This is a genomic window from Mycobacterium sp. FW102-FHT13B02, assembly GCF_058790275.1.
The window spans coordinates 34,990-56,961 of sequence record NZ_JBYTCM010000003.1 but is presented as its reverse complement, the minus strand read 5'-3'; the positions used below and the strand labels follow the sequence as shown (position 1 = coordinate 56,961).

Annotated in this window: 18 protein-coding genes; 5 read left to right on the top strand and 13 right to left on the bottom strand. The window is 65.7% G+C overall.

Annotated features, from left to right (window positions below; translation table 11 throughout):
- Window position 1 precedes the first annotated feature (1 nt).
- Window positions 2–2,200, bottom strand: a complete 2,199-nt coding sequence (locus AC3WTE_RS05830; RefSeq protein ID WP_492436402.1) for an adenylate/guanylate cyclase domain-containing protein — start codon at window positions 2,198–2,200, stop codon at window positions 2–4.
- Window positions 2,201–2,324: 124 nt separating this feature from the next.
- A complete protein-coding gene (locus tag AC3WTE_RS05825; protein ID WP_492436400.1) occupies window positions 2,325–2,909 on the bottom strand; it encodes a TetR/AcrR family transcriptional regulator in 585 nt (194 codons plus the stop codon).
- Window positions 2,910–3,033: 124 nt separating this feature from the next.
- On the opposite strand from AC3WTE_RS05825, the gene AC3WTE_RS05820 reads away from it, so the two are divergent.
- Window positions 3,034–4,797: an acyl-CoA dehydrogenase gene (locus AC3WTE_RS05820; RefSeq protein WP_492436815.1), complete on the top strand. Its 1,764-nt coding sequence runs from the start codon at window positions 3,034–3,036 to the stop codon at window positions 4,795–4,797.
- An 83-nt stretch (window positions 4,798–4,880) separates the two neighbouring features.
- Here AC3WTE_RS05820 and AC3WTE_RS05815 read toward each other — a convergent pair whose 3' ends face one another.
- The 5 genes from AC3WTE_RS05815 to AC3WTE_RS05795 form a co-directional block, all read right to left on the bottom strand.
- On the bottom strand, window positions 4,881–7,226 hold the full coding sequence (locus AC3WTE_RS05815) for an alkaline phosphatase family protein (protein WP_492436399.1): 2,346 nt from the start codon (window positions 7,224–7,226) through the stop codon (window positions 4,881–4,883).
- Window positions 7,227–7,429: 203 nt separating this feature from the next.
- A complete protein-coding gene (locus AC3WTE_RS05810) occupies window positions 7,430–7,840 on the bottom strand; it encodes a hypothetical protein (RefSeq protein WP_492436398.1) in 411 nt (136 codons plus the stop codon).
- Between the two features lie 132 nt (window positions 7,841–7,972).
- On the bottom strand, window positions 7,973–8,317 hold the full coding sequence (locus AC3WTE_RS05805) for a hypothetical protein (protein WP_492436396.1): 345 nt from the start codon (window positions 8,315–8,317) through the stop codon (window positions 7,973–7,975).
- 92 nt (window positions 8,318–8,409) lie between these two features.
- Window positions 8,410–8,892, bottom strand: coding sequence for a TspO/MBR family protein (locus AC3WTE_RS05800; protein WP_492436394.1), 483 nt, complete (start codon window positions 8,890–8,892; stop codon window positions 8,410–8,412).
- 90 nt (window positions 8,893–8,982) lie between these two features.
- Entirely contained in the window at window positions 8,983–10,362 is a 1,380-nt protein-coding gene (locus tag AC3WTE_RS05795; protein WP_492436393.1) for a cryptochrome/photolyase family protein, read from the bottom strand.
- A gap of 82 nt (window positions 10,363–10,444) precedes the next feature.
- On the opposite strand from AC3WTE_RS05795, the gene AC3WTE_RS05790 reads away from it, so the two are divergent.
- Complete coding sequence (locus AC3WTE_RS05790; RefSeq protein ID WP_492436392.1) at window positions 10,445–11,212, top strand: DUF2127 domain-containing protein; 768 nt, start codon at window positions 10,445–10,447, stop codon at window positions 11,210–11,212.
- A gap of 15 nt (window positions 11,213–11,227) precedes the next feature.
- Here the strand turns inward: AC3WTE_RS05790 and AC3WTE_RS05785 are convergent, their stop codons facing one another.
- Window positions 11,228–12,697 carry an AMP-binding protein gene (locus AC3WTE_RS05785; protein WP_492436390.1) on the bottom strand — a complete coding sequence of 490 codons (1,470 nt, stop codon included), beginning with the start codon at window positions 12,695–12,697 and terminating at the stop codon, window positions 11,228–11,230.
- A 263-nt stretch (window positions 12,698–12,960) separates the two neighbouring features.
- Between AC3WTE_RS05785 and AC3WTE_RS05780 the strand changes: the two genes are divergently transcribed.
- Window positions 12,961–13,602 carry a nucleoside/nucleotide kinase family protein gene (locus AC3WTE_RS05780; RefSeq protein WP_492436388.1) on the top strand — a complete coding sequence of 214 codons (642 nt, stop codon included), beginning with the start codon at window positions 12,961–12,963 and terminating at the stop codon, window positions 13,600–13,602.
- A 9-nt stretch (window positions 13,603–13,611) separates the two neighbouring features.
- Here AC3WTE_RS05780 and AC3WTE_RS05775 read toward each other — a convergent pair whose 3' ends face one another.
- A complete protein-coding gene (locus AC3WTE_RS05775) occupies window positions 13,612–14,472 on the bottom strand; it encodes an AraC family transcriptional regulator (RefSeq protein ID WP_492436386.1) in 861 nt (286 codons plus the stop codon).
- Window positions 14,473–14,533: 61 nt separating this feature from the next.
- On the opposite strand from AC3WTE_RS05775, the gene AC3WTE_RS05770 reads away from it, so the two are divergent.
- On the top strand, window positions 14,534–15,796 hold the full coding sequence (locus tag AC3WTE_RS05770; protein ID WP_492436384.1) for an amidohydrolase family protein: 1,263 nt from the start codon (window positions 14,534–14,536) through the stop codon (window positions 15,794–15,796).
- Window positions 15,797–15,850: 54 nt separating this feature from the next.
- Here the strand turns inward: AC3WTE_RS05770 and AC3WTE_RS05765 are convergent, their stop codons facing one another.
- The 3 genes from AC3WTE_RS05765 to AC3WTE_RS05755 form a co-directional block, all read right to left on the bottom strand.
- Window positions 15,851–16,975 (bottom strand): acyl-CoA dehydrogenase family protein, encoded by a 1,125-nt coding sequence (locus AC3WTE_RS05765; protein WP_492436382.1) that lies wholly within the window; start codon window positions 16,973–16,975, stop codon window positions 15,851–15,853.
- Window positions 16,976–18,208, bottom strand: a complete 1,233-nt coding sequence (locus AC3WTE_RS05760; protein WP_492436381.1) for an acyl-CoA dehydrogenase family protein — start codon at window positions 18,206–18,208, stop codon at window positions 16,976–16,978.
- A 72-nt stretch (window positions 18,209–18,280) separates the two neighbouring features.
- A complete protein-coding gene (locus AC3WTE_RS05755; RefSeq protein ID WP_492436379.1) occupies window positions 18,281–18,946 on the bottom strand; it encodes a ScbR family autoregulator-binding transcription factor in 666 nt (221 codons plus the stop codon).
- A 187-nt stretch (window positions 18,947–19,133) separates the two neighbouring features.
- Here AC3WTE_RS05755 and AC3WTE_RS05750 point away from each other — a divergent pair, with 187 nt between their 5' ends.
- A complete protein-coding gene (locus AC3WTE_RS05750) occupies window positions 19,134–20,045 on the top strand; it encodes a hypothetical protein (RefSeq protein WP_492436378.1) in 912 nt (303 codons plus the stop codon).
- A gap of 12 nt (window positions 20,046–20,057) precedes the next feature.
- On the opposite strand, the gene AC3WTE_RS05745 is transcribed toward AC3WTE_RS05750, so the two are convergent.
- On the bottom strand, window positions 20,058–21,947 hold the full coding sequence (locus tag AC3WTE_RS05745) for a putative bifunctional diguanylate cyclase/phosphodiesterase (RefSeq protein ID WP_492436377.1): 1,890 nt from the start codon (window positions 21,945–21,947) through the stop codon (window positions 20,058–20,060).
- Window positions 21,948–21,972 lie beyond the last annotated feature (25 nt).

Genomic DNA, 21,972 nt, shown 5'->3' with positions numbered 1-21,972 from the left:
GTCACCGCCGCCCCGTCAGCCGCCAGACCGGCTCCTCGGCATCGCCGGCGGTGAACTGTCCCGCCTGGGTGAACCGGTGAGTGTCGTGCACCGTGTCGCGCACCCGCGACGTGATGTATATACCGGGTTCACCGCCGCCGGCCTGGATCTGATAGGCCAGGTCGACTGCGCTGCCCCACATGTCGTAGATCATCGTGTTGCTGCCGACCAGCCCGCTGGTGACCTGGCCGGTGTCGATACCGGCCCGGAAACCGAGCTGCAGATTGTCCTCGGCGTTGAGGCGGGCCACGATGCGTTGCATCTCGATGGCGAACGCCACGATGCGCTCGACGTTGTCCAACCGCGGCACATTCAGGCCGCAGCTGGCCGTGTAGCCGTTGCGCAGAATGCGCATGGGCTCGACGCCGCCCCGTTCGGCGGCGTCGTCGAACTGGCGAACCAATTCGTTGACCACGGTCAGGAATTCGTCGGACGGTAGCTCGCTGGCGAGGGTATCCAGCCCGTCGATGTCGGCGAAGAGCACCGCGACGTCCTGATGGCTCTCGCTGATGGTCTCCTCGCCTTGTCGGTACCGCTGCGCGACCGCCTCGGGCATCAGCGAACGCAGCAACTGCGCATTCTCTTGGCGTTCGCGACGCAGCAGATCGTCTTTGATGCCCAGGAGCCGGCTCATGTCGTTGAAAGTCTTTGTCAGATCACCGAATTCGTCCCGGGTCCGCGCCGGGATCACGGCGGCGTAGTCGCCGCGGCTGACCTGCTGGGCGCCGGCCTCGAGCCGGCGGATGGGGCGCACGAACAACTGCGCCAACGCCATGGCGGCGAGGCAGTCCAGAATGACGATCGCGGTCAGCGCCACGCCCATGGTCCTGGTGAAGACCCGTTCGGGTGCAAAGGCTTCGGCGGTATCGATCTTGGCCACGATCGTCCACGTCACGTCGGGCCCCACCGACACCGGCGCGTAGGACTGCAGGGTCTCCCGACCGAGGTAGTCGATGGTGATCCGCACGCCGGTCTGGCCGCGCTGTGCCGCCCGGGTGGCGTCCCCGCCGACGGGCTGAATCAGGGTCGTGCCGCCGAGTCGGATTGCCCGCTCGGCCAGCTCCGCGGGCGTTCCGGCCGCGGTGACGTCGCGCTGAAAGGCCTGCTTGTTCTCGACGAACAGCCGTGAATTCGACCGCATGAGGTCGTCGGCTCCGGCGAGGTAGGTTTCGCCGGTGGCGCCGAGGCCGTTCTCCTGCCACCTCCCGTTGAAGGTCATCAGCGCGTTGATCCCGGTGATCGGTAGCTGCAGTGCCAGCACGCCGATCGTGCGGCCGCCCGCCACGACCGGCGCTCCCATCCACGCAACGGGATGATCGCCGGCCGGATGATAGGTCTGAAAGTCGGTGACCGCGACGTAGTCGACTCGGTCAGCGCCCATCGCTTTCGCGTAGGCCTCGTGCAGATTTCCCTGCTCGTACGGCCCGGACACGACGTTGGTCCCGAGGTCGGCACACTTCTTCGCCGAGTAGACGACGTTGCCCGCCAGGTCGATCAGCAATGCGTCGCCGTATCCGAACAGGCTCACGATCTTCTCGAAGAACGGGTCGTATCGGTTGGCGGCGGCCGCCCAGGCGCTGGGGCCCGGGGCAGGAGGCGACGCACCCTGTTGTCCCGCGGGGACGGTGTAGCGGGCCTGGAGGTACCTGGCCGCGTTGGACGATGGCAGCAGCACGTCGAGGTTGAGCTTGGCTCCCGTCGCACGCTCGATCGGGTCGATCAGATCGCGGTTGTAGTAGTTGACGATGGCTTGCTGCTGGGCGGGATCGATTGGGGCGCCCGCCAACTCGTCGAACCCGGTGCCGAATGCCTGCACTGCCTCGGCCATCGCCGGTCCACTGGTGTAGACGAGCAAGGCCTTCTTCAGCGTGGAGACCTGGACGACGAATTGGCGGGCCTGGGTCTCGCGGACCTGCGTGAGGCGGTCGAAGGCAGCGTTCCGCAGGGACGCCTGCCCGGTTTGGTACCCGATGAATCCCACCACGGCGGCTGACACGATGCTGGCGCCCAGCAGCATCGCGATGAGCTTCGACTGGATGCTGAATCTCCCGCGCACGCGCCGCAACCGGACCTCAGGCAGCGGCTCGGCGCCCGGGGCGGAGGGAACGTCGGTGGCTGCCGTCGCGACCTCATTGCGGACCTCTGGTGGAGGGTTGACCATCGGGCCTCCTGTCGTCGGCAGCAAGTACATCACGACCGCCGCCGATCACCCACCGGTAATGGCAGGTAGAGCGTGAAAAATACGCCGCTCTATGGCCTTTCGGCAGGAGCGCCGAGGAGGACGGTCAGCGCACCAGGCGGGCGGCGACCTGGGCGTAGATTTCGCCCAATTTGTGGGGATCGCGGTGCGTGCGCGAGGGGAACCACCGGCAGACGTCGACGCACAGCGACGAGATTGCCATGACGACGTCGTCGAGGTTGTCGACGTGGAATTCGCCTGTCGCCATACCGCTTTCGATGATGTTGGCGATCACCGCGGTGACCTGATGGCGCAGTGGGGCGATGGTGCGGTAGTGGGCCGGGGTCAGGCCGTGCAGTTCGTATTGCACTACCCTGGCCTGCTTGCTGTTCTCCGCGTGCCAGGTGGCGAACGCCGCGACGACCGCATGAAAGCGTTCGGCGCATGGTGCGGCGGCGTCGTCCGTGGCGCGCAAGGTCGCCAAGAGGCTGCCGTGACCTTCGAGCGTGATGGCGTAGAGCAGCTCTTCCTTTGACCGGTAGTGCGGGTACATGGCCGTTGCGCTCATGTTGAGGCGCTTGGCGATCTGGCGGGTGGAGGTGCCGCCGTAGCCGGACTCGGCGAACGCCTCGATGGCCGCGCGCCGGATGCGTTCGGCTGCGGCCGAATCGGTCGTCCGGTCGGTCTTCATGTGCACGTGATCGTACACACAGTTGACACAGGCCTGGTCAATAGGCGATAATAGCAATCGCTTAGAAAATGAGCGACTGCTAATGTTCGGCTGCTTTGGAAGGTAGAACCACGTGACTGAATTCATGTCTCGGCGCGACCTGGACTTTTTGCTGTACGAGTGGCTCGACGTCGTCGAGCTCACCAAGCACGAGCACTTTGCCGAGCATTCGCGTGACACCTTCGACGCCGTCCTCGACCTGAGCGCCGACATTGCGACCAAGCGCTTCGCGCCGCACAACAAGAAGGCCGACCACAACCCGCCGTTCGTCGACGAGACCGGCAAAGTGGTGCTGATCGACGAGATCAAGCAGGCACTGGACGACTTCAACGCCGCGGGCCTGATGGCCAGCTCGTTCGACGAGCGCGTCGGCGGCATGCAGCTGCCCAACGTGGTCGCGCAGTCCTCGGCGGCCTTCTTCCGCGCCGCGAACCCCGCCACCTTCTCGTACGCGTTCCTCACCGTCGGCAACGCGAACCTGCTGACCGAGTACGGCACCGAAGAGCAGATCGATACCTGGGTTCGCCCGATGCTCGAAGGCCGCTACTTCGGCACCATGTGCCTCTCGGAGCCGGACGCGGGTTCCTCGCTCGCCGACATCAGCACCAAGGCCACCAAGGCCGCCGACGGCACCTACCGCGTCACCGGCACCAAGATGTGGATCACCGGTGGCGATCACGAGCTGGCCGAGAACATCGTCCACCTGGTGCTGGCCAAGGTCCCCGGCGGCGGTCCCGGCGTCAAGGGCATCTCGCTGTTCGTCGTGCCGAAGTTCCTGACCGACGGCACCCGCAACGACGTCGCACTCGTCAGCCTCAACCACAAGATGGGCAACCACGGCACCACCAACGCCTTGCTGAACTTCGGTGACGGCAGCCACCGACCCACCGACGAGCCGGGTGCTGTCGGCTACCTCGTGGGCGAGGAGCACCGCGGCCTGGCCTACATGTTCCACATGATGAACGAGGCCCGTGTCGCCGTCGGCTCCATGGCCACCGCCATCGGTTACGCCGGCTACCTCACGTCGCTGGAGTACGCCAAGGTGCGCACCCAGGGCCGTCCGGTCGGCGACAAGGACCCGTCACGCGCGCAGATCGCGATCATCGAGCACGCCGACGTCAAGCGCATGCTGCTGGCTCAAAAGTCTTATGTGGAAGGCGCTTTGGCGCTCGGCCTGTACTGCGCCCGGCTGGTCGACGAGATGCGGATCTTCACCGGTGCCGAGCTCGACGAGGCCAACCTGATGCTCGAGGTCCTCACCCCGATCGCCAAGAGCTGGCCGTCGCAGTGGTGCCTGGAAGCCAACAACCTGGGCATCCAGATCCACGGCGGTTACGGCTACACCACCGAATACGACGTGGAGCAGCAGTACCGCGACAACCGCCTGAACGCGATTCACGAAGGCACGCACGGTATCCACGGCATCGACCTGCTGGGCCGTAAGGTCGTCATGTCCGGCGGCGCCGGCTTGAAGCTGCTGCAGCGCCGGATCAACGAAACCGTCCAGACCGCACTGCAATCTGAGGCTACTGCCGGCTACGCACGGGAGCTGCAGGCCCAGACCGAGCGCCTGGTCGAGGTGACCGCGACGCTGTGGGCCGCCGGCGATCCCGAGACCACCCTGGCGAACTCGACTGCGTACCTGGAGGCCGCCGGCCACGTCGTGATGGCCTGGATTTGGCTGGAGCAGCTGAACGCCGTCGGCGGCAACACCGGCAACTTCTACGACGGGAAACGTGCTGCCGCGCAGTACTTCTTCCGCTACGAGCTGCCCAAGGTGACGACTCAGCTGGACCTGCTGGCCAGCCTGGACCGCACCACCGTCGAGGCGCAGGTCGACTGGTTCTGATCTGCTGACCCCTGCTGAAGTGAACGTAGGACCCGAGGTTTCTCGGGTCCTACGTTCACCTCTGGGGGTGGGTACCCCGCCGGTTACGGCATGACCGGTGGCGTACCCCAGAAGTCGTTGAGAGGTGCGGCGTAGGCGTCGTTGTTGGTCAGCGGTGCCAAACCGAGCGAATCCTCGATGGTGCGCAGCAAGCTGTAGTGGTTGGCGTAGCTGGTGTCGGTGAAGTTGCCCGACCGCATTCCTGCGCTGACGGCGCCCGGCGATGGAATCGCCACGGTGACAACGCGATTGCCGCCATTGCCGAAGCCGAGCGACAGATTGTCGGTGTCTTCGTCGAACGTGATGAAAATGGCCGACTTCTGTGTCGGGTCGTTCCACACCGCCGAATTCAGGATGGTCGGGACGGTCTGTTGCGCGAACTGGTCGGCCGCCTTCACGTTGTACTGGTGGTTGGTCAGCATGCTGCCGATGAAGTTCAGGTAACCGGCGGGGAAGTCGAGCGGCCCTTCACCGTTGTTGGCCTCGTTGGCCGCGAACCAGGCGAAGCTGGGTGCTGTGGCCGACGACGAGAGATCGGTCGCCATCTGGGTCAGCGGATGCAGATGGGCGTCGGCCCGAGCCTGGTTGTTGTAGATATCGCTGTACGCCAGGAACGGCAACTGGTCGGGCGCGTAGTCACTTGTCGAGACGTACGGTCCGGCCGCGGACATGCCCTGCGCATATCCGGCCCATGTCTTGCCGGCGGCTTCGATTCTGTCGGCGAGGTTCGTGGCGTTGATGCAGTTGGTCGCGCAGTTGTAGCTGAGGCCGAAGTCCGAGCCGCCGAGGATCGGGTAGTAGTTCGGATCGCTCGGATGGGTCAGCGCGTAGTAGTCGGTCGCGACACCGTAGGTGTTGATCAAGCTGTTGAGGTACGGCGCATTGGGGCTGCCGACGATATCGCCGTAGCCCTTGTTCTCCAGATAGACCATGAACACGTGATCCAGTGCGCCGACCGTGGACTTCGGCGGGGTGGGTGGCGGCGGTGCGGGCAGGGCCGCCCCGACGGTGAATGACAGGTTGTCGGCGAACGCGTTGTTGTAGCCACCCGTGAACGGGTTCAAGTCCTGCAGCGTCACGGTCACCTGCGCAGAGCGCGTGCCGACGGGAACGGTGCCTTCGGTACTGCGTTCGAGCAGTCCGGTCTGGAACCAGCGGTCGAGCGGGCCGACGGGCGCAAGGTTACCGACGCCCAGCTGGGTTCCGCTGGCGTCGAGGAAGCGGACATTCACCAATGCTTCTGATGGGTCGATCATCGCGCCGCCCAAATACCCACTCAGTTTGAACGGCGTCGAGCCGGCATCGATGCTCGATGCGGCGCCGCTCAGATCGACGGTCTGGCTCAAGGTCGAGGTCGCGACATTCCCGCCGCCGAAGAACTGCTTGTCGCCAGGGGCAGCAGGGTCATTCGGGAAATTGAAGATGGCGGGAAGCGTCGGGCCCGGCGTCGAGAGCCCCAACGGGATCTGGCGCACGGTGCCGTACTTGATCACGGTAGGCGTGCCAGTGACGGTCCAGCCGGGAATGGACACCGTGCTGCCGCCGGACAGTGACGGGTCACCGAGCTCTGCGCCCGGGTTGGTCAGCAGATTCGGACTGGTTACGTTCCAGGCGGAAACCACATGTGGTGGAAGGAGATTCGTCTCGATCTGCTTGCGCACCCAGGCGAGCACCGTCCACAGCGCCGGTGAGTTGGCGGGCACGTTCGACGGCAGGGCCGACACCAAGGGTTGCAGGGCGATGCCGATGAGTTGTTTTGCCGCACCTATGATTTGGCCGATCACGTTGGTCGCGGTCGGGGCGGTCACGGTCGGTGTCGGGGTCAGAGTCGCCGCCAACGGGGTCGTCGTCGTGGTATGGGCTACGGATGCGGTGGCCGGCACGGCCGCCGTCGCAGCGAGCGCGGGCGCGGGGGAGTGGTTGATCGTGGCAGCGGTGGGTTGCGGCTGACTGAGTTTCTTTGTGGTGCCGACGGATTCGCCGACGGGCGTCGACGTTGCCGCGGTTGCGGTGACGCTTCCCGCGTGACGATTGAGATTCGCGTTACGGTGTCGGTCGGCTGTTTCGGTGCCCTTGTTGTCGCTGTTCTTGTTATCGCTGACCTTGCCCGGCCGCGCTGTGGGATTGTGGCCCGAGGACGGCGTGGAATCCGCTGTTGTCGATGCCGGCGTGGCGCCGGGCTGTGTGGCGGTGGCCGGCGTGGGCGCGGGTTTGGATGCCGGCTTCTCCGGGCTCGCCGCATCCGTGGCATGTGAGGTGTTGGTCGATGTCGATTTGGACGACGATGTCGGCTCGGCGTAGGCGATGCCCTGCGCTGTCGTGACCGATACACCCACCCCGAGGAACACCGCCAGGGCCCCGACCCGACCGATATACCGTGCGCAACCCATGGCCATCCCCTCCGTCTGCCCGCTGCCAACGTCCGGCGGTAACGGTAGAGAGAATTGACGTAGGAGTTAGCATTTCCGCCTGAAATGAAGCTGGGAGTATGCGTACAGTTTCCGGTGATTTTGGTGATGACAACTCGTGGCGGTAGATGAATGCGGGCCGCCACCCCGTCGTCACGACGAGATGGCGGCCGCTTCTTGGGGTGCTAGAGCCGAATGAACGTGCTGGTTCCCATGTCCCAAACGCCCCAGGCGCCCAGGTCAGGGTTCCAAACGACCTGCATACCGGTGGCCCAGGCCGGCAGCGGCGGCGCCGGCGGAGTGCCCATGGGCGGCACCACCGGAACCTGGACCCACGACGGCGTCGCGGTGAACGGAATGCGGTCCTGCGGCATCGGCCCACCGTGCCCCGGAGGCGGGAGGTAGCCCTGTCCCGGCGGCAGCGGGTTGCCCGGGGTTCCGGCGTTCACTCCAGGCCCGGTCATGCCGGGAACCGGCGGCGGTGGCGGCATCGGGGTATGCGAATCCGCCTGCGCGAGACCTGCGCCGACACCGAGTCCCGCCAGGCCAAGCATGCTGGTTGCGATTGCGCGTGCTGCGGTCTTCTTCAAGGTCATGGGTTGAACTCCTTGCGTGTGCTCGTTTTTGGAAGGAATCGCTCTTCCGCGCTGTCCCGCGGCAGAACAACTCCACGACCCCCGCACTCCAGATACCCGGGCGCGGGATCGCGAAACCACGCGACGAAGGAGTTATGGATTGAGTCGGCGGCGACGCGACGCCGGACTCCCGTGGTCGGACAGGTCAGGCCACGGTGGGCGGCGCAGTATCGCCAGACAGCCGATCACCGCGGTCACCAGGCCGGTCACGACACCGATCAGCGCGATGCGATCGGCATCCACCGCCGGTACCCACGTTGTGCCGCCATCGCGAATGACGAACACACCGAGCGGTTTTGCCGTCGTGCCGGTGCCGCCGCGGCCGATCTTCGCCACGGGAAGGACGGTCGCTCCGTCGGGCGTGTGGTACGGCTCGGCGAATGCCCGGCCGGCCGCGTCGTCGGCGAACTGGTCGAGAAAAGCTTCCGGATTCTGCAACCTGGCCTCCGCGTGGTCGAGCGTGTTGGTCGTCAGCGTAAGGCGATGGGCCCGCTATGTGCCAGGCCTCGCTGAGGCTGCGGCTGGCCTGCTCACCTGTTCAGTTGCCGGATATGTCCGCACAGCACGGTGGCGAAGGCGCACCATAGGGGATAGAGCGCCAATGGTGCGGCCCGTCCGCCGATGGCGTCGATGGCCCGTCGCGTCAGATCGGTGCTGCTCACCGTGAGCGCAGCGCTGACGGCGGTCGCGGCGCCGAAGCGACGGCGGTTGAAGAACAACCAGGACCACGCAGCGTTGAGAGCGAGATTCAGCGCGAGTCCGTTCCGGTAGGCACGACGCTCGATGTCGCGGCCGGTTGCGCCCAATTCGTCGATCGCGGCTGCCGACACCACGGCGATGTCGGTGTAGAGAGCCGGCCAGACGACGGGAAATACCTGACGTGGCGGTTGATAAGCCGGCTTTCGCAGCTGCGCATACCATTTCGACTGGACTGCGGGCGCTGTTGCCGCGCCGCCGAGTGCCGCTGTGGCGATGGTCGCCGCTCCCGTGACCAGCAAGGTGGTGATCCGCATGGATGTCCTTCCCTCAGCACTTCAAAACCGCGACGGCACTGGCCAATTGGCGAGCACTCACATTCGATGCTGCCATACGTCGGAGCCTCGCTATGGCTTTCGCGGCGCGTGCCCCGCGGGGCGACTGGCACCGAGCGCTTGATAGCGCCGAAGAGCTTCGGCGCGTTCCTCGCCGTGGTCGACGATCGGTGCCGGGTAGCTGGGTGGTCGCGATGCTGCCTTCAGGTGGGCGTCGGAGACGTCGGCCAATTCGGGAACCCAACGGCGGACGTAAGCACCGTTGGGGTCGAATTTCTGTCCTTGCGCGGTCGGGTTGAACACCCGGAAATACGGTGCGGCGTCGGTGCCGCTGCCCGCGCACCATTGCCAGCCATGTTGATTGTTGGCGATGTCGGCGTCGATCAACTGCCCCAAGAACCAGCGGGCACCCCATTGCCACGGCAGGTGCAGGTCTTTGACCAGAAACGATGCCGTGATCATCCGCACCCGGTTGGGCATGAAGCCGGTCTGGCGCAGTTGCCGCATGCCGGCGTCGACGAACGGGAAGCCGGTCTGGCCTGCCTTCCAGGCGTCAAAGAGCCGTTCTGCGGTGGCATCGGTATCGGTTTCGATGGCGTCGAAGTCACGGTTCCAGTTGTGCCAGGCACTGTCCGGCCAGTGGTGGAGCACGGCGGCATAGAAGTCGCGAAAAGCGATCTGGCGCAAGTACGCAACATGACTGCTGTGGCTCAGATCGAGGCCGGCGACCATGGTGCGCGGGTGAATCGTGCCGAACTTCAGATGCACCGACAAATGGCTGGTGCCGTCGACACCGGGCAGGTCGCGATTCTCGGCGTAGTCGCCGAGGCCGGCGTCAAGGAATCGGCGCCACTGGTGCCGCGCCGCCTCCTCACCGGCGGCGAAGCAGAGCGGCGAACCAGGGTCCGGGATGTCGGCGGGTTTGGTGACTGCGGCAGCAAGACCGCTCGGATCGATCCACTGGGCCGATTCGGGACCGGTGTGGGCCGGTTGCCGCCAACCGTGATCACGCCAGCGCCGGAAGAACGGCGTGAACACCCGGTAGGGCGCGCCGTCGTCTTTGGTGACGCGACCGGGCGAGACCAGGTACGGGGAGCCGCTCGCGACCAGCTGGATGCCATCGAGCGCTTCCTGGACGCGCTCGTCACGACGCCGGCCGAACGGGGCGAAATCTGCCGAGACGTGAACGGCACGGGCACCGATCTCCCTGGCAATCAGCGGAATTCGCTCTTCTGGTCGCCCGCGGGTGATCAGCAACCGGCCATCCAGCTCCGCGTGCAGATGCCTCAGACAGTCGCCCAGGAACTGCAGCCGCCGCGCACTCGAGGACGCTTCCAGCTGCGGATCGAGGACAAAGCACCCGAGTACGTCGCGGTCCTGGGCGATGGCGGCCGCCAGGGCCGGCAAGTCATGCAGCCGCAGGTCGCGGCGGAACCACAGTAGGGACGGCACAGGTCCATCATCGTATGAACCGCCCGAACGGTGGCGGACGGATCAGCGTGCTTCGGTCGGTCCGTGTCGATACGGTACGAACATGGTCGACTTCGCCCTGCGTTCCTGTGGACTCCGCGGTCATGCAACGTTCGCCCCCGACGAACCGGAGCTGGCTGCTCGCTTGCATGTGCAGACGCCGGTCGGCGAGGCGTGGCGGTGCCTGCGGTGCGAGACCTTCGTGGTCGGTCCGCCGCGAGGGAAGGGACCGGCGGAATCAGCGCCTGAAGTGCCCCGCGGCCGGCTCTTGCGCGACCGCGTGCTGATGCGTGCGCTGGCCGTGGAGCGGGTCTTCCGATTCCTGTTGCTGGCTCTGATGTCCTATGGCGTGTTCCGGGTGCGCGCGGCGCGGGTCCACCTGCAGGACATGTTCGAGAAGGACCTGCCACTGCTGCGGCCACTGGCCGACCAGATTGGCTGGAACCTCGACAGCTCCAAGATCGTCCGTCACATCAACGACGCCTTCACCATGTCGAGCAGCACCTTGTTGCTGATCGCCATCGGCATTGCCGTGTACGCGCTGATCGAATTGGTGGAAGCCGTCGGGCTGTGGGGAATGTGGCGCTGGGGCGAGTATTTCGCGGTGGTGGCCACCAGCGTCTTTCTGCCGCTGGAGATCTACGAGCTGACCGAGAAGGTCACCGCGTTGCGGTTGGCGATGCTGCTGGTGAACATCATTGCGGTGCTCTGGTTGTTGTGGAGCAAGCGGCTGTTCGGGCTCAACGGCGGTGGCACGGCCTACCGGCGGGAACACGAGACCGAGAGTCTGATGAGCGTCGAGCGGGCGGGCCTGGCGACCGCCACTTCGTGAGGCCGCCGGCCTGAGCTAGCCGGCGAAGTGGTCCCGGAGTTGTTCGCGCAGTACCTGTTTGGCGATCTTGCCGTTGGTCGTGAGAGGTAGTGCGTCGACGAACAGGACGTGACGCGGCCGTTTGAAGGCCGCGATGTGCTCGCGTACGTGCGCGACGAGGGCCTCGGCGTCGGGCCGGCTGCTGTCGGTGGGCACGACGACCGCGCAGATCGCCTCGCCCCAGTACGGATCGGGAACCCCAACAACCGCAACCTGATCCACGTCGGGATGCGACGACAGCACGTCTTCGACTTCCCGTGAGGACACATTCTCGCCGCCGGTGATGATGATGTCCTTCAGCCGGTCGGACACCACGAGCCGACCATCGTCGTCGAGGTATCCGACGTCGCCCGTGTGCAGCCAGCCCTCGTCGGTCGTAGCCGTGTCGGGCCAGTACCGGACGGCCACTTGGTCTCCGCGAACCAGGATTTCGCCGTTCGGGGCAATCCGGAGCTGCACGTCGGCGTGCGGACGGCCGGCCGTCGCGAGCACGGCAGTGTCGCCCGCAGCGCCGGCACGATGGTCGTCGGGACCGAGAAACGTGACGTTGCCACCGGTTTCGGTCATCCCATAGCCCTGGTGGAAGCTGACGTCTAGGCGGTCGAGGGCACGCCGAAGCAGGCCGGCCGGGATGGCCGACGAGCCGTAGGCGATGTCCCGCAATGACGGCAGGCCGGTGCCGGTCTCGTCGAGATGGGCCAGCAGGCTGTGCAGCATGGTCGGGGCCAGGGAACACGACGTCACCTGGTACCGGTTCACTGCGGCGGCGAAGGCATCCGGCCGGAAGGCAGCCACCGGCAACACTGTCGACTGTGCGGCGTGGTGCACCAGCATGTTGTACCCGGCGATGTGGCACATGGGGAATGGCAGAAGATAGACGCCGCCGGAACGGACCGACCTGCCGACGATGCTGCCCTGCACCGCTGCGGCGATCGAACGATGCGTGTGCACAACACCTTTCGGTACCCCAGTTGACCCGCTGGTGAAGAGCAGCCAGACCGGGTCGTCCACGTCCGGCTCAGCGGGCAGCGGCGACCCCGTCGATTGCGTTGCCGCAGCCCATTGGTCGTCGTCGAACGAGATCGCGTCAGGCCGGTTCAGGGAATTCAGGTAGCGGGCATCGCCCAGGACCAGGGTGGGTGACGCGGCGGCCAGTTGCGCGACATGTTCGTCGGCACTGAGCCGTTGATTGATCAGCACGAGGATGCATCCGGCGCGAGGCGCCGCGTAGTAGAGCGTCGCGTAGTCGGGGCTGTTGTCGGCGATCACCGCGACGCGGTCGCCGCGGGTGGTCCGGGATGCGATCCAGCCGGCAGCCGCGGTGATCGATCGGTCGAATTGCGCGAACGTCGTGACGGTGCCGTCTTCGGCGATGACAGCCGGGCGGTCGGGGACGACAGCAGCGGCGTCGGCCACGATCTGGTGGAGCAATTCACCGTGCCCCACAACGCCTCCCGGGTCTCAGCCTGAATGTCCGCATCACGCTACCAGGTTCGGCGGCCGATGCTTCTCCGTCCCAATGGTTTTGGCCGGAAGGTCTTCAGTCGGCAGGTGTCGCGGGGATGACTTCCACGCACGTGGCGGGCCTCGACGTAGTGGCCGGCGCCGCCGCCAGTTCTTCGGCGTGCGGAAGCCGCGCCGGTGGCATTCTCCGATCCAGCCGCTGTGCGGCTTCGACTTGGGCGCGCTGAGCGGCTAGTGTCCGCGGAATGGCCGCATTGGCAGACGATGTCGCCCGACTGCTCGAAGTACGGTCGGGCCGGGTCATCGTCGGTCTGACCGGGCCACCTGGTGTCGGCAAGTCGACGGCGGCGGCGTTGCTCGTCGATGAATTCAATTCCGCCCAGCGCGATTTCGCCGCCCTGCTGCCGATGGACGGATTCCATCTCTCCAATGCACAGCTGGCGCGGCTCGGTCGTAAAGGTCGTAAAGGTGCCCCGGATACGTTCGATGCGGCCGGCTTTCTGGTATCGCTGACGCGGGTGCGGGACGCCTACCAGACCGCTGATGTCTATGTGCCACAGTTCGATCGGATGCTCGAAGAGTCCATCGCCGCCAGGCTGGTGGTGCCGGCATCGGCTCGGTTGGTGGTCACGGAGGGCAATTACCTTGCGCTGCCCACCACCGGCTTCTCCGGTGCGCGTGAGTTGATCGATCGGCTGTACTACCTCAGGGGCGTGGACGACGTGCGGCGGAAACGGCTGCTCGCGCGCCATATCGCCGGAGGGCGGAGCCTGATCGCCGCCGAGCATTGGGTACGTGCGGTCGACGAACCGAACGCGCAGCTGATCGCCGGCACCGAGGAGCGATGTGATCGCACCTGGGAGATGGGTGACGGCCCGCGGCCGTGATCGTGACCCCTACCTGGACCCGGGCAGCGATTGTGCCGTCTCCGCGGTCCGGCGGCGGTAACCCGAGGGTGATTGCCCGCTGAACTGGGTGAAGCAGCGGGTGAACGCGCTGAGGCTCTCGAAACCGACCGCGGTGGCCGTGGCTTGTACCGACTGTTCCGGCTCTGTCAGCAACGCCATCGCCCGGAGCATCCGGGCGTTGAGAAGGTAAGTCCGCCAAGATAATCCGATGGACTCCTGGAACATCCGGCGCAGCGACCGCTGCGATACCGACACCGCCCGGCTCACCTGCTCGGCCGTTGCCGATGCCAGATGTTCTTTTGTGTAAGCCATTGCCGCGGCAACGATCGGGTGCTCGGACGTCGGCAGGCTCAGCGGCGCTTCGTGGTCCAACGCTTCGGCCACCAGATGTGCGAGGGTGCGAAAGAAACCGTCCGAGACGGCGTCGCCGTGGGGCCGGTTGATGGGCCACCGCAAGGCGTAGATCATCATCTCGCGGATCAGCGGTGACACGGCGATGATGCGTGCCCGGTCCGACCGGTCCGAGATCAGGCCGGGATCGAACATCACGGCAACGGTCTTCACGTCGGGGTTCATCACCGCCTGATGGGGCAGACCCGCCGGTATCCAGGCGGCCTGCTGTGGCGGCAGCAGGTAGTGGGCGACATCGGTTTCCACCTCGACCAGGCCGTGCAGGGCGTATTCGATCTGATGCACCTCGTGGGAGTGCCAGCCGGTGACCAGCGCGTCGCCCTCGTAGAGGTAGCTGCCGCCGAGCGCGCGCCCGCCGCGGCGCAGCTCGATCACCGGCCGCGCGGGCAGGTTGGCCGTTTGGGATAAACCTCTGTCCGAAAGTGCAGAGACGGTCATGCCTCTAGACGGTACTACTGGGGTGTGCAGGGGTGTCCAGGCGCGGACGTGAGGAGCAAATGTGAATACCGACGACCTGATTCTGGTGAGCATCGATGACCATGTGGTGGAACCTCCCGACATGTTCGTCAACCATGTTCCGGACAAGTACAAGGCCGAGGCGCCGATCGTCGTCACCGACGACAAGGGCGTCGACCAGTGGATGTATCAGGGCCGTCCCCAAGGGGTGAGCGGGCTCAACGCCGTGGTGTCCTGGCCGGCCGAGGAATGGGGCCGCGATCCCGCCGGCTTCGCCGAAATGCGTCCCGGCGTGTACGACGTCCACGAGCGGGTGCGCGACATGAACCGGAACGGCATCCTCGCCTCGATGTGTTTCCCGACTTTCACGGGTTTCTCGGCCCGACACCTCAACATGCACCGCGAAGAGGCCACCCTGGTGATGGTCTCGGCCTACAACGACTGGCACATCGATGAATGGGCAGGTTCGTACCCGGACCGATTCATCCCTATCGCAATCCTTCCGACGTGGAATCCCGAGGCGATGTGCCATGAGATCCGCCGGGTGGCCGCCAAGGGCTGCCGGGCTGTCACGATGCCCGAACTGCCGCACCTGGAAGGGCTGCCAAGCTATTTCGACGAGGACTACTGGGGCCCCGTGTTCCGGACGTTGTCCGAGCAGAACGTGGTGATGTGTCTGCACATCGGCACCGGCTTCGGTGCCATCTCGATGGCCAAGGACGCGCCGATCGACAACCTGATCATCCTGGCCACGCAGGTGTCGGCGATGTGCGCCCAGGACTTGTTGTGGGGCCCGGCGATGCGCAACTATCCGGACCTGAAATTCGCGTTCTCCGAGGGGGGCATCGGCTGGATCCCGTTCTATCTGGATCGCAGCGACCGGCACTACACCAACCAGAAATGGCTGCGCCGCGACTTCGGGGACAAGCTACCCAGCGACGTCTTCCGCGAGCACTCGCTGGCCTGCTACGTTACCGACAAGACGTCGCTGAAGCTGCGCCACGAGATCGGTATCGACATCATCGCCTGGGAGTGCGACTACCCGCACTCGGACTGCTTCTGGCCCGACGCCCCCGAGCAGGTTCTCGCGGAGTTGAACGCCGCCGGCGCTTCGGATTCCGACATCAACAAGATCACCTGGGAGAACTCCTGCCGGTTCTTCGGCTGGGATCCATTCAAGCTGACGCCAAAGGACCAGGCGACGGCGGGCGCCTTGCGGGCCAAGGGCGCTGATGTCGACGTGTCGATCCGGCCGCGCGCCGAGTGGGCAAAGCTGTACGCGCAGAAGCAGATGACTCTCACCTGATCCGGCCGCGGCCGGACCGGGCGAGAGCGATAATGCGTACTGGTCGCGCTGAACTCAGCCGCGGGTCAGTTCGGCGTACCGGGCCACGTGGTGGTCGGTTGAGCCGTATTCGTACTGGACGGCGGTGAGCCGCTTGAAGTAATGGCCGATGGCGAGCTCTTCGGTCATGCCCATGCCGCCGTGCAGCTGCACCGCGTTCTGACCGATGAACCGCGCCGCACGGCCGATCGTGGCCTTGGCTGCGGACACCGAACGGGCCCGGGTGCGTGCGTCGGACTCCAGGTTGAGTACGGCCAGATAGACCGCGGACACGGACTGCTCGAGCTCCATGTGCATGTCGACCATGCGATGCTGCAGGGCCTGGAAACTCCCGATGGGCTGGCCGAACTGCTGACGCTGCTTGGCGTATTCGACGGTGTCGGCCAATACCTTTCGCATGTTGCCGACGGCCTCTGCGCACACGGCGGCGGCGCCTTCGTCACGGGCCTGGGCGAGCGACGGCCAGGCTTGGCCGTCGGTTCCGAGCAGTGCGTCGGCCGGCAGTCGGAGTCCGCGTAGCTCCAGATCGGCTGCCCGACGATCGTCGACCGTGCGATAGCCGTGCAGGACCAGTCCCTCGCGGGGCTCGGAGATGTCGACCAGGAACAGCGAGATGCCGTTGTCTGTCCGGGCGGTGATCAGCAGGTGGGTCGCCACCGGTGCGTTCACGGCCATGATCTTTTCGCCGGTGAGCACCCAGGCGTCGCCGTCGCGTACGGCGGCCGTCTGGACGTCCTGCCACCGGTCGCCGCTGTGGGCCTCGGCTGCACCGAGTGCGACAACCGCTGTGCCGCCGGCGATTTCCTCCAGGATCGGACCCGCGGCGGCACTGCCCGAACGCAGCAGCAGGCCGGCGGCGACCACTGCGGTATCCACGTACGGTTCGATGACCAGCGCATGGCCCAGCGCTTCGGCGATCAGCATGACCTCGACCGGACCACCGCCGATGCCGCCGACATTCTCCGGAAGTGCGGCGCCGAGAATGCCGAGCTCCTCGGCGAACGACTGCCAGATTTCGGGCTGCCAGCCGGGGCCGGATTTGGCTGCCGCCCGGCTGGTTTCCAGGTCATAACGGCTGGACAGGAACTTGGACAGGCCGTCCCGGAGAAGTTCCTGTTCCGCGGAGAAGGTGAAGTCCATCTACAGCCCCAGTTCTGCTTTGGCGAGGATATTGCGCTGAATCTCGTTGCTGCCGGCGTATATCGACCCAGCGCGGTCGTTGAAGTACCGCAGCGGCGCGACCGCTTGCCACGGCTCGCCGCTGACGTAACCGTCTGGGGGAGGCGTGAATTCGGCCACCGGCCCGCCGGGGCGGGTGGCGTGCGGTTGGTACGCACGGCCGCGGGGTCCGGCAGCTTCCATGGCCAGTTCGGTCAAGGTCTGGCTCAATTCGGTGGAGAGCACCTTCAGCATCGACGATGCTGCGCCTGGATGTCCGCCTCCGGCCAGCGCGGCCAACACGCGGTATTCGAGGATTTCGAGCACCTCGGTGCGGATGCGGGCGTCGGCCAGCTTGCGGGAGAACGCGGCGTCGTCGGCCAGCAGACCACCGTCGGGGCCGGGCGCCTGCGCCGCCGCGGTGGCGATCTCGTCAGCCAGCACCTGCAGACCCGGGGCCGCGGCACCACCGCCGCGTTCGAACTCGAGTAGATACTTCGCGACGGTCCAGCCGTCGTCGATCTGGCCGATGACGTTGCTCTTGGGAACCCGGACCTCATCGAAGAACACCTGGTTCTGGACCTCCTCGCCGGAGGTCATCACCAGTGGCCGGATCTCGATGCCCGGCGTGCTCATGTCGATCAGCACGAAGGTGATGCCCTGCTGCTTCTTTGCCGTACGGGTGGTGCGCACCAGCGCGAACATCCAGTTCGCTTCGGTGGCGTGGGTGGTCCAAATCTTGCTGCCGGTGCACACCAGGTCGTCGCCGTCGGACACGGCCGCCATGGTCAGGGCGGCCAGGTCGGATCCGGCTTCGGGCTCGGAGTAGCCCTGGCAGAAGAACACCTCCCCGGTAAGGATGCGGGGCAGGAAGTAGTCCTTCTGCTCGGTGGTGCCGAACCGGACGATCGCGTGGGCCACCATCCGGATGCCCATCGGGGACAGCGACGGCGCTCCGGCCAGGATCGATTCCCGGCTGAAGATGTAGTGCTGGGTCAGGCTCCAATCGCAGCCGCCGTGTTCGACCGGCCAGGCCGGCGCCGCCCAGCCGCGCCCGTGCAGGATGCGCTGCCAGGCCAGGCTCGCGTCGTGATCGCTGTAGACGCTGGTCATCAGACGCCCGGCTTCCTGAATCTCCGGGGTCAGGTTCTCCTGCAGAAACGTGCGTACTTCGTCACGGAATGCCAGATCGCTGGCCGACCAATTGAGGTCCATACAGACTCCTCTGTCGCTTGGGCTGACGGCAGCCTAACAACAAAGAAGTGAACTTAGTTAGCGATGTGGGTTTCAGGTGGCGGTGCGCTCCACGGCGTTCGTCTGTCGCGTGGACGCGGCGACCATGAAGGCGAGATGGCGGTCGAGCGATTCCGCGGTCACGATCGCCGGCATCAGCACCCGCCACTGCTTGGTGAATCGGTCCCGCAGGTCGTCGCCGTCGGACGCGGCGCTGGACATCAATTCCGCGCCGAGGATCCAGGCCACCAGGGTGTTGGCGACATCGGCGGGATCTGCGCCGGGGCGCAGGTCGCCGTCTGCGTCGGCCCGCTTGATGTCGGAGGTGAACTGGTCGACGAAGTTGACGTAACTGTGTCGTGCCGTCGGATTGAACCCGGCAAACGTGCGCAGCAGTTTGGTACCCGCTTGGGCGGTCCGGTTGGTCGCCAGCAGATCACTGGTGATGAACGTGCCGACGATCAGTGACTCCATCGCACTGTGCTCCGAGTCCCGCGCCGACTGGAACACGTTGTGCAGCAAAACCATTGCCTCTTCGATGATGACAGTGGCCAGGGCTTCCTTGGAGTCGAAGTGGTAGTAGAGCGCGCCTTTGGTCAGCTCGGCGCGTTCGATGATGTCAGCCAATCCGGCGGCGGGATAACCGATCTCGTTGATCAAATCGACGGCTGAGTCAATGATTTTGCGTCGGGTCACTTCGGATCGCGGCTGGCGCCCCATTCGTCGATTTACCTTCCGTCAGCGCGCGTTCAGTGGCTAGCCCCCCGGGATCATCCTAAGGGTGCCATAGCGTAGGCCGTTGGTGGTGTCGTTCATTCCGAGAGTATGTAAAGTAGCCGAACGGCGAAATCGATCCCTGGCTGTCGGATTGTTGCAGTTCGCTGACACTTAACTCAGGGAATTCAGGTTGGATTGGGACGCAGAAGTTGACGTGCTGTGCGTCGGCGCCGGTATCGGTGGCCTGGCCACAGCCATTGCCGCGGTCGACGCCGCCGCAGATGTGGTGGTTGCCGGAGCGCTGCATGCCGACGATGGGCACTGGGTGCGCGGCGACCAAGTGCGCTGCGCCACTTTGGGCGCCGTCCTTGATGCCCGGATCGACGAGTTCGGGGTGCCACGGGGACCCGCCGACGACGCGCCCGAGCCGGCATCCGAGAAGGCCGGCGAGCTGGGCGAACCTGGATCGGGCGAGCCGCAAATGGATGAGCATCTCGATGCCACCGCCGTCTATTTCGCGGCGGTGACCGCCGAAGTAGACGCCGACGGAAACGCGGAACCATCGCGCGGTTGGTCGGTGCCGACTCGCACCGTGCGCGAGCTGACGGAGTCCGAAACGCACACCCGGGGCATCGAGACGTTCTTCGGTGCCGGACTCCTCGACTGGGCCCGGGTGTGTTTAGGCTCCGCCACCGGTGCGCTCTACAGCACGGTTCGGGGCTGGACTGCCGACACGGTGCGCGACTCGTCGGACAAGACGCTGCGCATCTCTTCGCTCGGCGCCATCGACTGGCACGCCGGCGGCCTCGGCGAACTGTTCGACTGGCTGGCGGCGGCCGCCGCCGAACGTGACATCGCGGTCAGCCCGGCCAGCACACTTCGTTCGCTCCTTTTCGAGGACCGGCGAATCATCGGTGCGGAACTGGACACGCCCGATGGGCTGTACTTCGTTCGCGCCCGCCACGGAGTGGTGATTTCGCCCGATTTTGGTGATGTGGGCGCACCGGCTGGGGACGGCGGCCCGCCCGCCGGGACGCTCGAGGTCTGCATCGTGGGCAGCCCCGCCAGTAGGTTCGCCCGAGTGGAACTTGTTGCACGGTAGCGCTGTGCGGCGTCACATCTCGCTGGTGAACCGGACCGGAACGCGGCCTTTGCGATAGAGCGTTGCCATCTGATCGCTCGGTAGCGGCCGCGACAGCAGGAACCCCTGCGCCCGGTGGCAGCCATGGCGCAGCAATGTCGTTGCGGCGGCCTTGGTTTCGACACCCTCGGCGACGATCTGCAGGCCGAATGAATCGGCCAGCGCGATGATCGCCCGGACGATCGCCAGATCGCCGGGGTTGGAGCCGAGGTCGGTCACGAAGCTGCGATCGATCTTGAGGATGTCGACCGGCAGCGACTTGAGGTGGGACAGCACGCTGTATCCGGTGCCGAAGTCGTCGATTGCCAACCGCACCCCGGTTTTCCGGAGGTCGGCCAGGGTTGCGCGGGACGATTCGCTGTCCTGGACGACGACGTTCTCGGTGATCTCCAAGCACACCGAACCGCGGTCGAGACCGAATTCGTCGAGGATGTCGGCCACGGACTCGGCGAAGCCATCGGTGACCAGTTGCACGGGGGAGACGTTGACGCGCAATTCGAAATCGTCGCGATCATCGGAGTCGCCGGTGGCGGCCTTGTGCGCCTGGAAGTCCGCACGCCATCGCGCGAATTCGCGACAGGCGGTGCGTAGCACCCAGCGGCCCAATTCGCCTGCCAGATTGATCGATTCGGCGATACCGATGAAGGCGGCCGGGGGGAGCAGCCCGCGCGTGGGGTGGTCCCAGCGCACGAGCGCTTCGGTGGCGAGCAGCTTGCCGGTGCGCATGTCGATCTCGGGCAGGTAGTTGAGCAGCAGCGCACCGTTCTCGATGACGTCCTGCAGATGCAACTCGATGTCGTTGCGGTAGGCCGTTTCCAGGGACATCGCGTTGGTGAACACCGCGACGCGGTCCCCGCCGGCAGACTTCGCGCTCAGGACAGCCTGGTCGGCCCGGCGCAGCAGGTCGGAAGAACTGTCGGAGCCGGGAATGCCGGAGGCGACGCCGACACTCACTGCCCGCGTGAGCCGTTCGCCGTCGATCCACACCCGGCGCCGCAACGAGTCCTGGAGCTGATAGGCGAGAGCCTCGGCCTTGCTCGCGGATATCGGTTCAGCCGGGACGACGACGAATTCGTCACCGCCGAGGCGGGCGATCACCGTCTTGCTGTCGACCCCCTCGGTGAGGCGCTGGGCGAACACGCGGATGAACGAATCACCCGCGCTGTGCCCCAAGTAGTCGTTGATGGCCTTGAGCCGATCGAGGTCGAAGAAGAGGGCGGTCACCGGGCCGGGCTGTTCCGGCTGTAACCGGGCATCGAGGTGGGCGATGAGGGCGCGCCGGTTGTTCAGCCCGGTGAGGTCGTCGTGTTCGGCCAGGTATCGAAGCTGCTCCTCGGCGTGGACCCGAGACTGCGCCTGGGTCAACAGCGAAGCGATGGCCTGCAGCGCATTGATCTCTTCGGTGAGCCAGTCACGGTCGCCGTACTTGACGAAGCCCAGCGCGCCGGTGGTGCGCTCGCCTGCCACCAAAGGCGTTGCTGCCAGTGATATCTGGGGTACGTTGCGGCCCGCCGCGATACGGCGCTGGTAGTCGTTGGGCTTCGGGTCGGGGTGCACGATCAGCGGGGTCTTGCGATGTTCGGTTTCCGCGAAAACCGGGTCGGCGTCGGCGAAGTACACGACGCGCAGCGGATCGGGGTCCGGAATCTCCGGTCGCAGTGGCCATTCCGCCACGAGTATCGAGGCACCGATCTCATGATCGTTGTGGCGCAGAAAGCTGACGTCGACCCCGAAGTAGTCGACGAGAATCTCCAGGACGTCCGTGTACACCTTGGTGTAGTTGGTGGAGTCCGCCGCCATCAGCCGCGTCGCAACCTCTGTCACCACGCGATCCAGTGAAGGGGGAGACTCGTCGATGGACATGAGGCGATCAGCTTAACCCGCGCTG

Bases quoted from the DNA above. Each gene is read 5' to 3' on its own strand.
- AC3WTE_RS05830 (WP_492436402.1), bottom strand. From the start codon at position 2,200: ATGGTCAACCCTCCACCAGAGGTCCGCAATGAGGTCGCGACGGCAGCC.
- AC3WTE_RS05825 (WP_492436400.1), bottom strand. From the start codon at position 2,909: ATGAAGACCGACCGGACGACCGATTCGGCCGCAGCCGAACGCATCCGG.
- AC3WTE_RS05820 (WP_492436815.1), top strand. From the start codon at position 3,034: ATGTCTCGGCGCGACCTGGACTTTTTGCTGTACGAGTGGCTCGACGTC.
- AC3WTE_RS05815 (WP_492436399.1), bottom strand. From the start codon at position 7,226: ATGGGTTGCGCACGGTATATCGGTCGGGTCGGGGCCCTGGCGGTGTTC.
- AC3WTE_RS05810 (WP_492436398.1), bottom strand. From the start codon at position 7,840: ATGACCTTGAAGAAGACCGCAGCACGCGCAATCGCAACCAGCATGCTT.
- AC3WTE_RS05800 (WP_492436394.1), bottom strand. From the start codon at position 8,892: ATGCGGATCACCACCTTGCTGGTCACGGGAGCGGCGACCATCGCCACA.
- AC3WTE_RS05790 (WP_492436392.1), top strand. From the start codon at position 10,445: ATGGTCGACTTCGCCCTGCGTTCCTGTGGACTCCGCGGTCATGCAACG.
- AC3WTE_RS05780 (WP_492436388.1), top strand. From the start codon at position 12,961: ATGGCCGCATTGGCAGACGATGTCGCCCGACTGCTCGAAGTACGGTCG.
- AC3WTE_RS05775 (WP_492436386.1), bottom strand. From the start codon at position 14,472: ATGACCGTCTCTGCACTTTCGGACAGAGGTTTATCCCAAACGGCCAAC.
- AC3WTE_RS05765 (WP_492436382.1), bottom strand. From the start codon at position 16,975: ATGGACTTCACCTTCTCCGCGGAACAGGAACTTCTCCGGGACGGCCTG.
- AC3WTE_RS05760 (WP_492436381.1), bottom strand. From the start codon at position 18,208: ATGGACCTCAATTGGTCGGCCAGCGATCTGGCATTCCGTGACGAAGTA.
- AC3WTE_RS05755 (WP_492436379.1), bottom strand. From the start codon at position 18,946: ATGGGGCGCCAGCCGCGATCCGAAGTGACCCGACGCAAAATCATTGAC.
- AC3WTE_RS05745 (WP_492436377.1), bottom strand. From the start codon at position 21,947: ATGTCCATCGACGAGTCTCCCCCTTCACTGGATCGCGTGGTGACAGAG.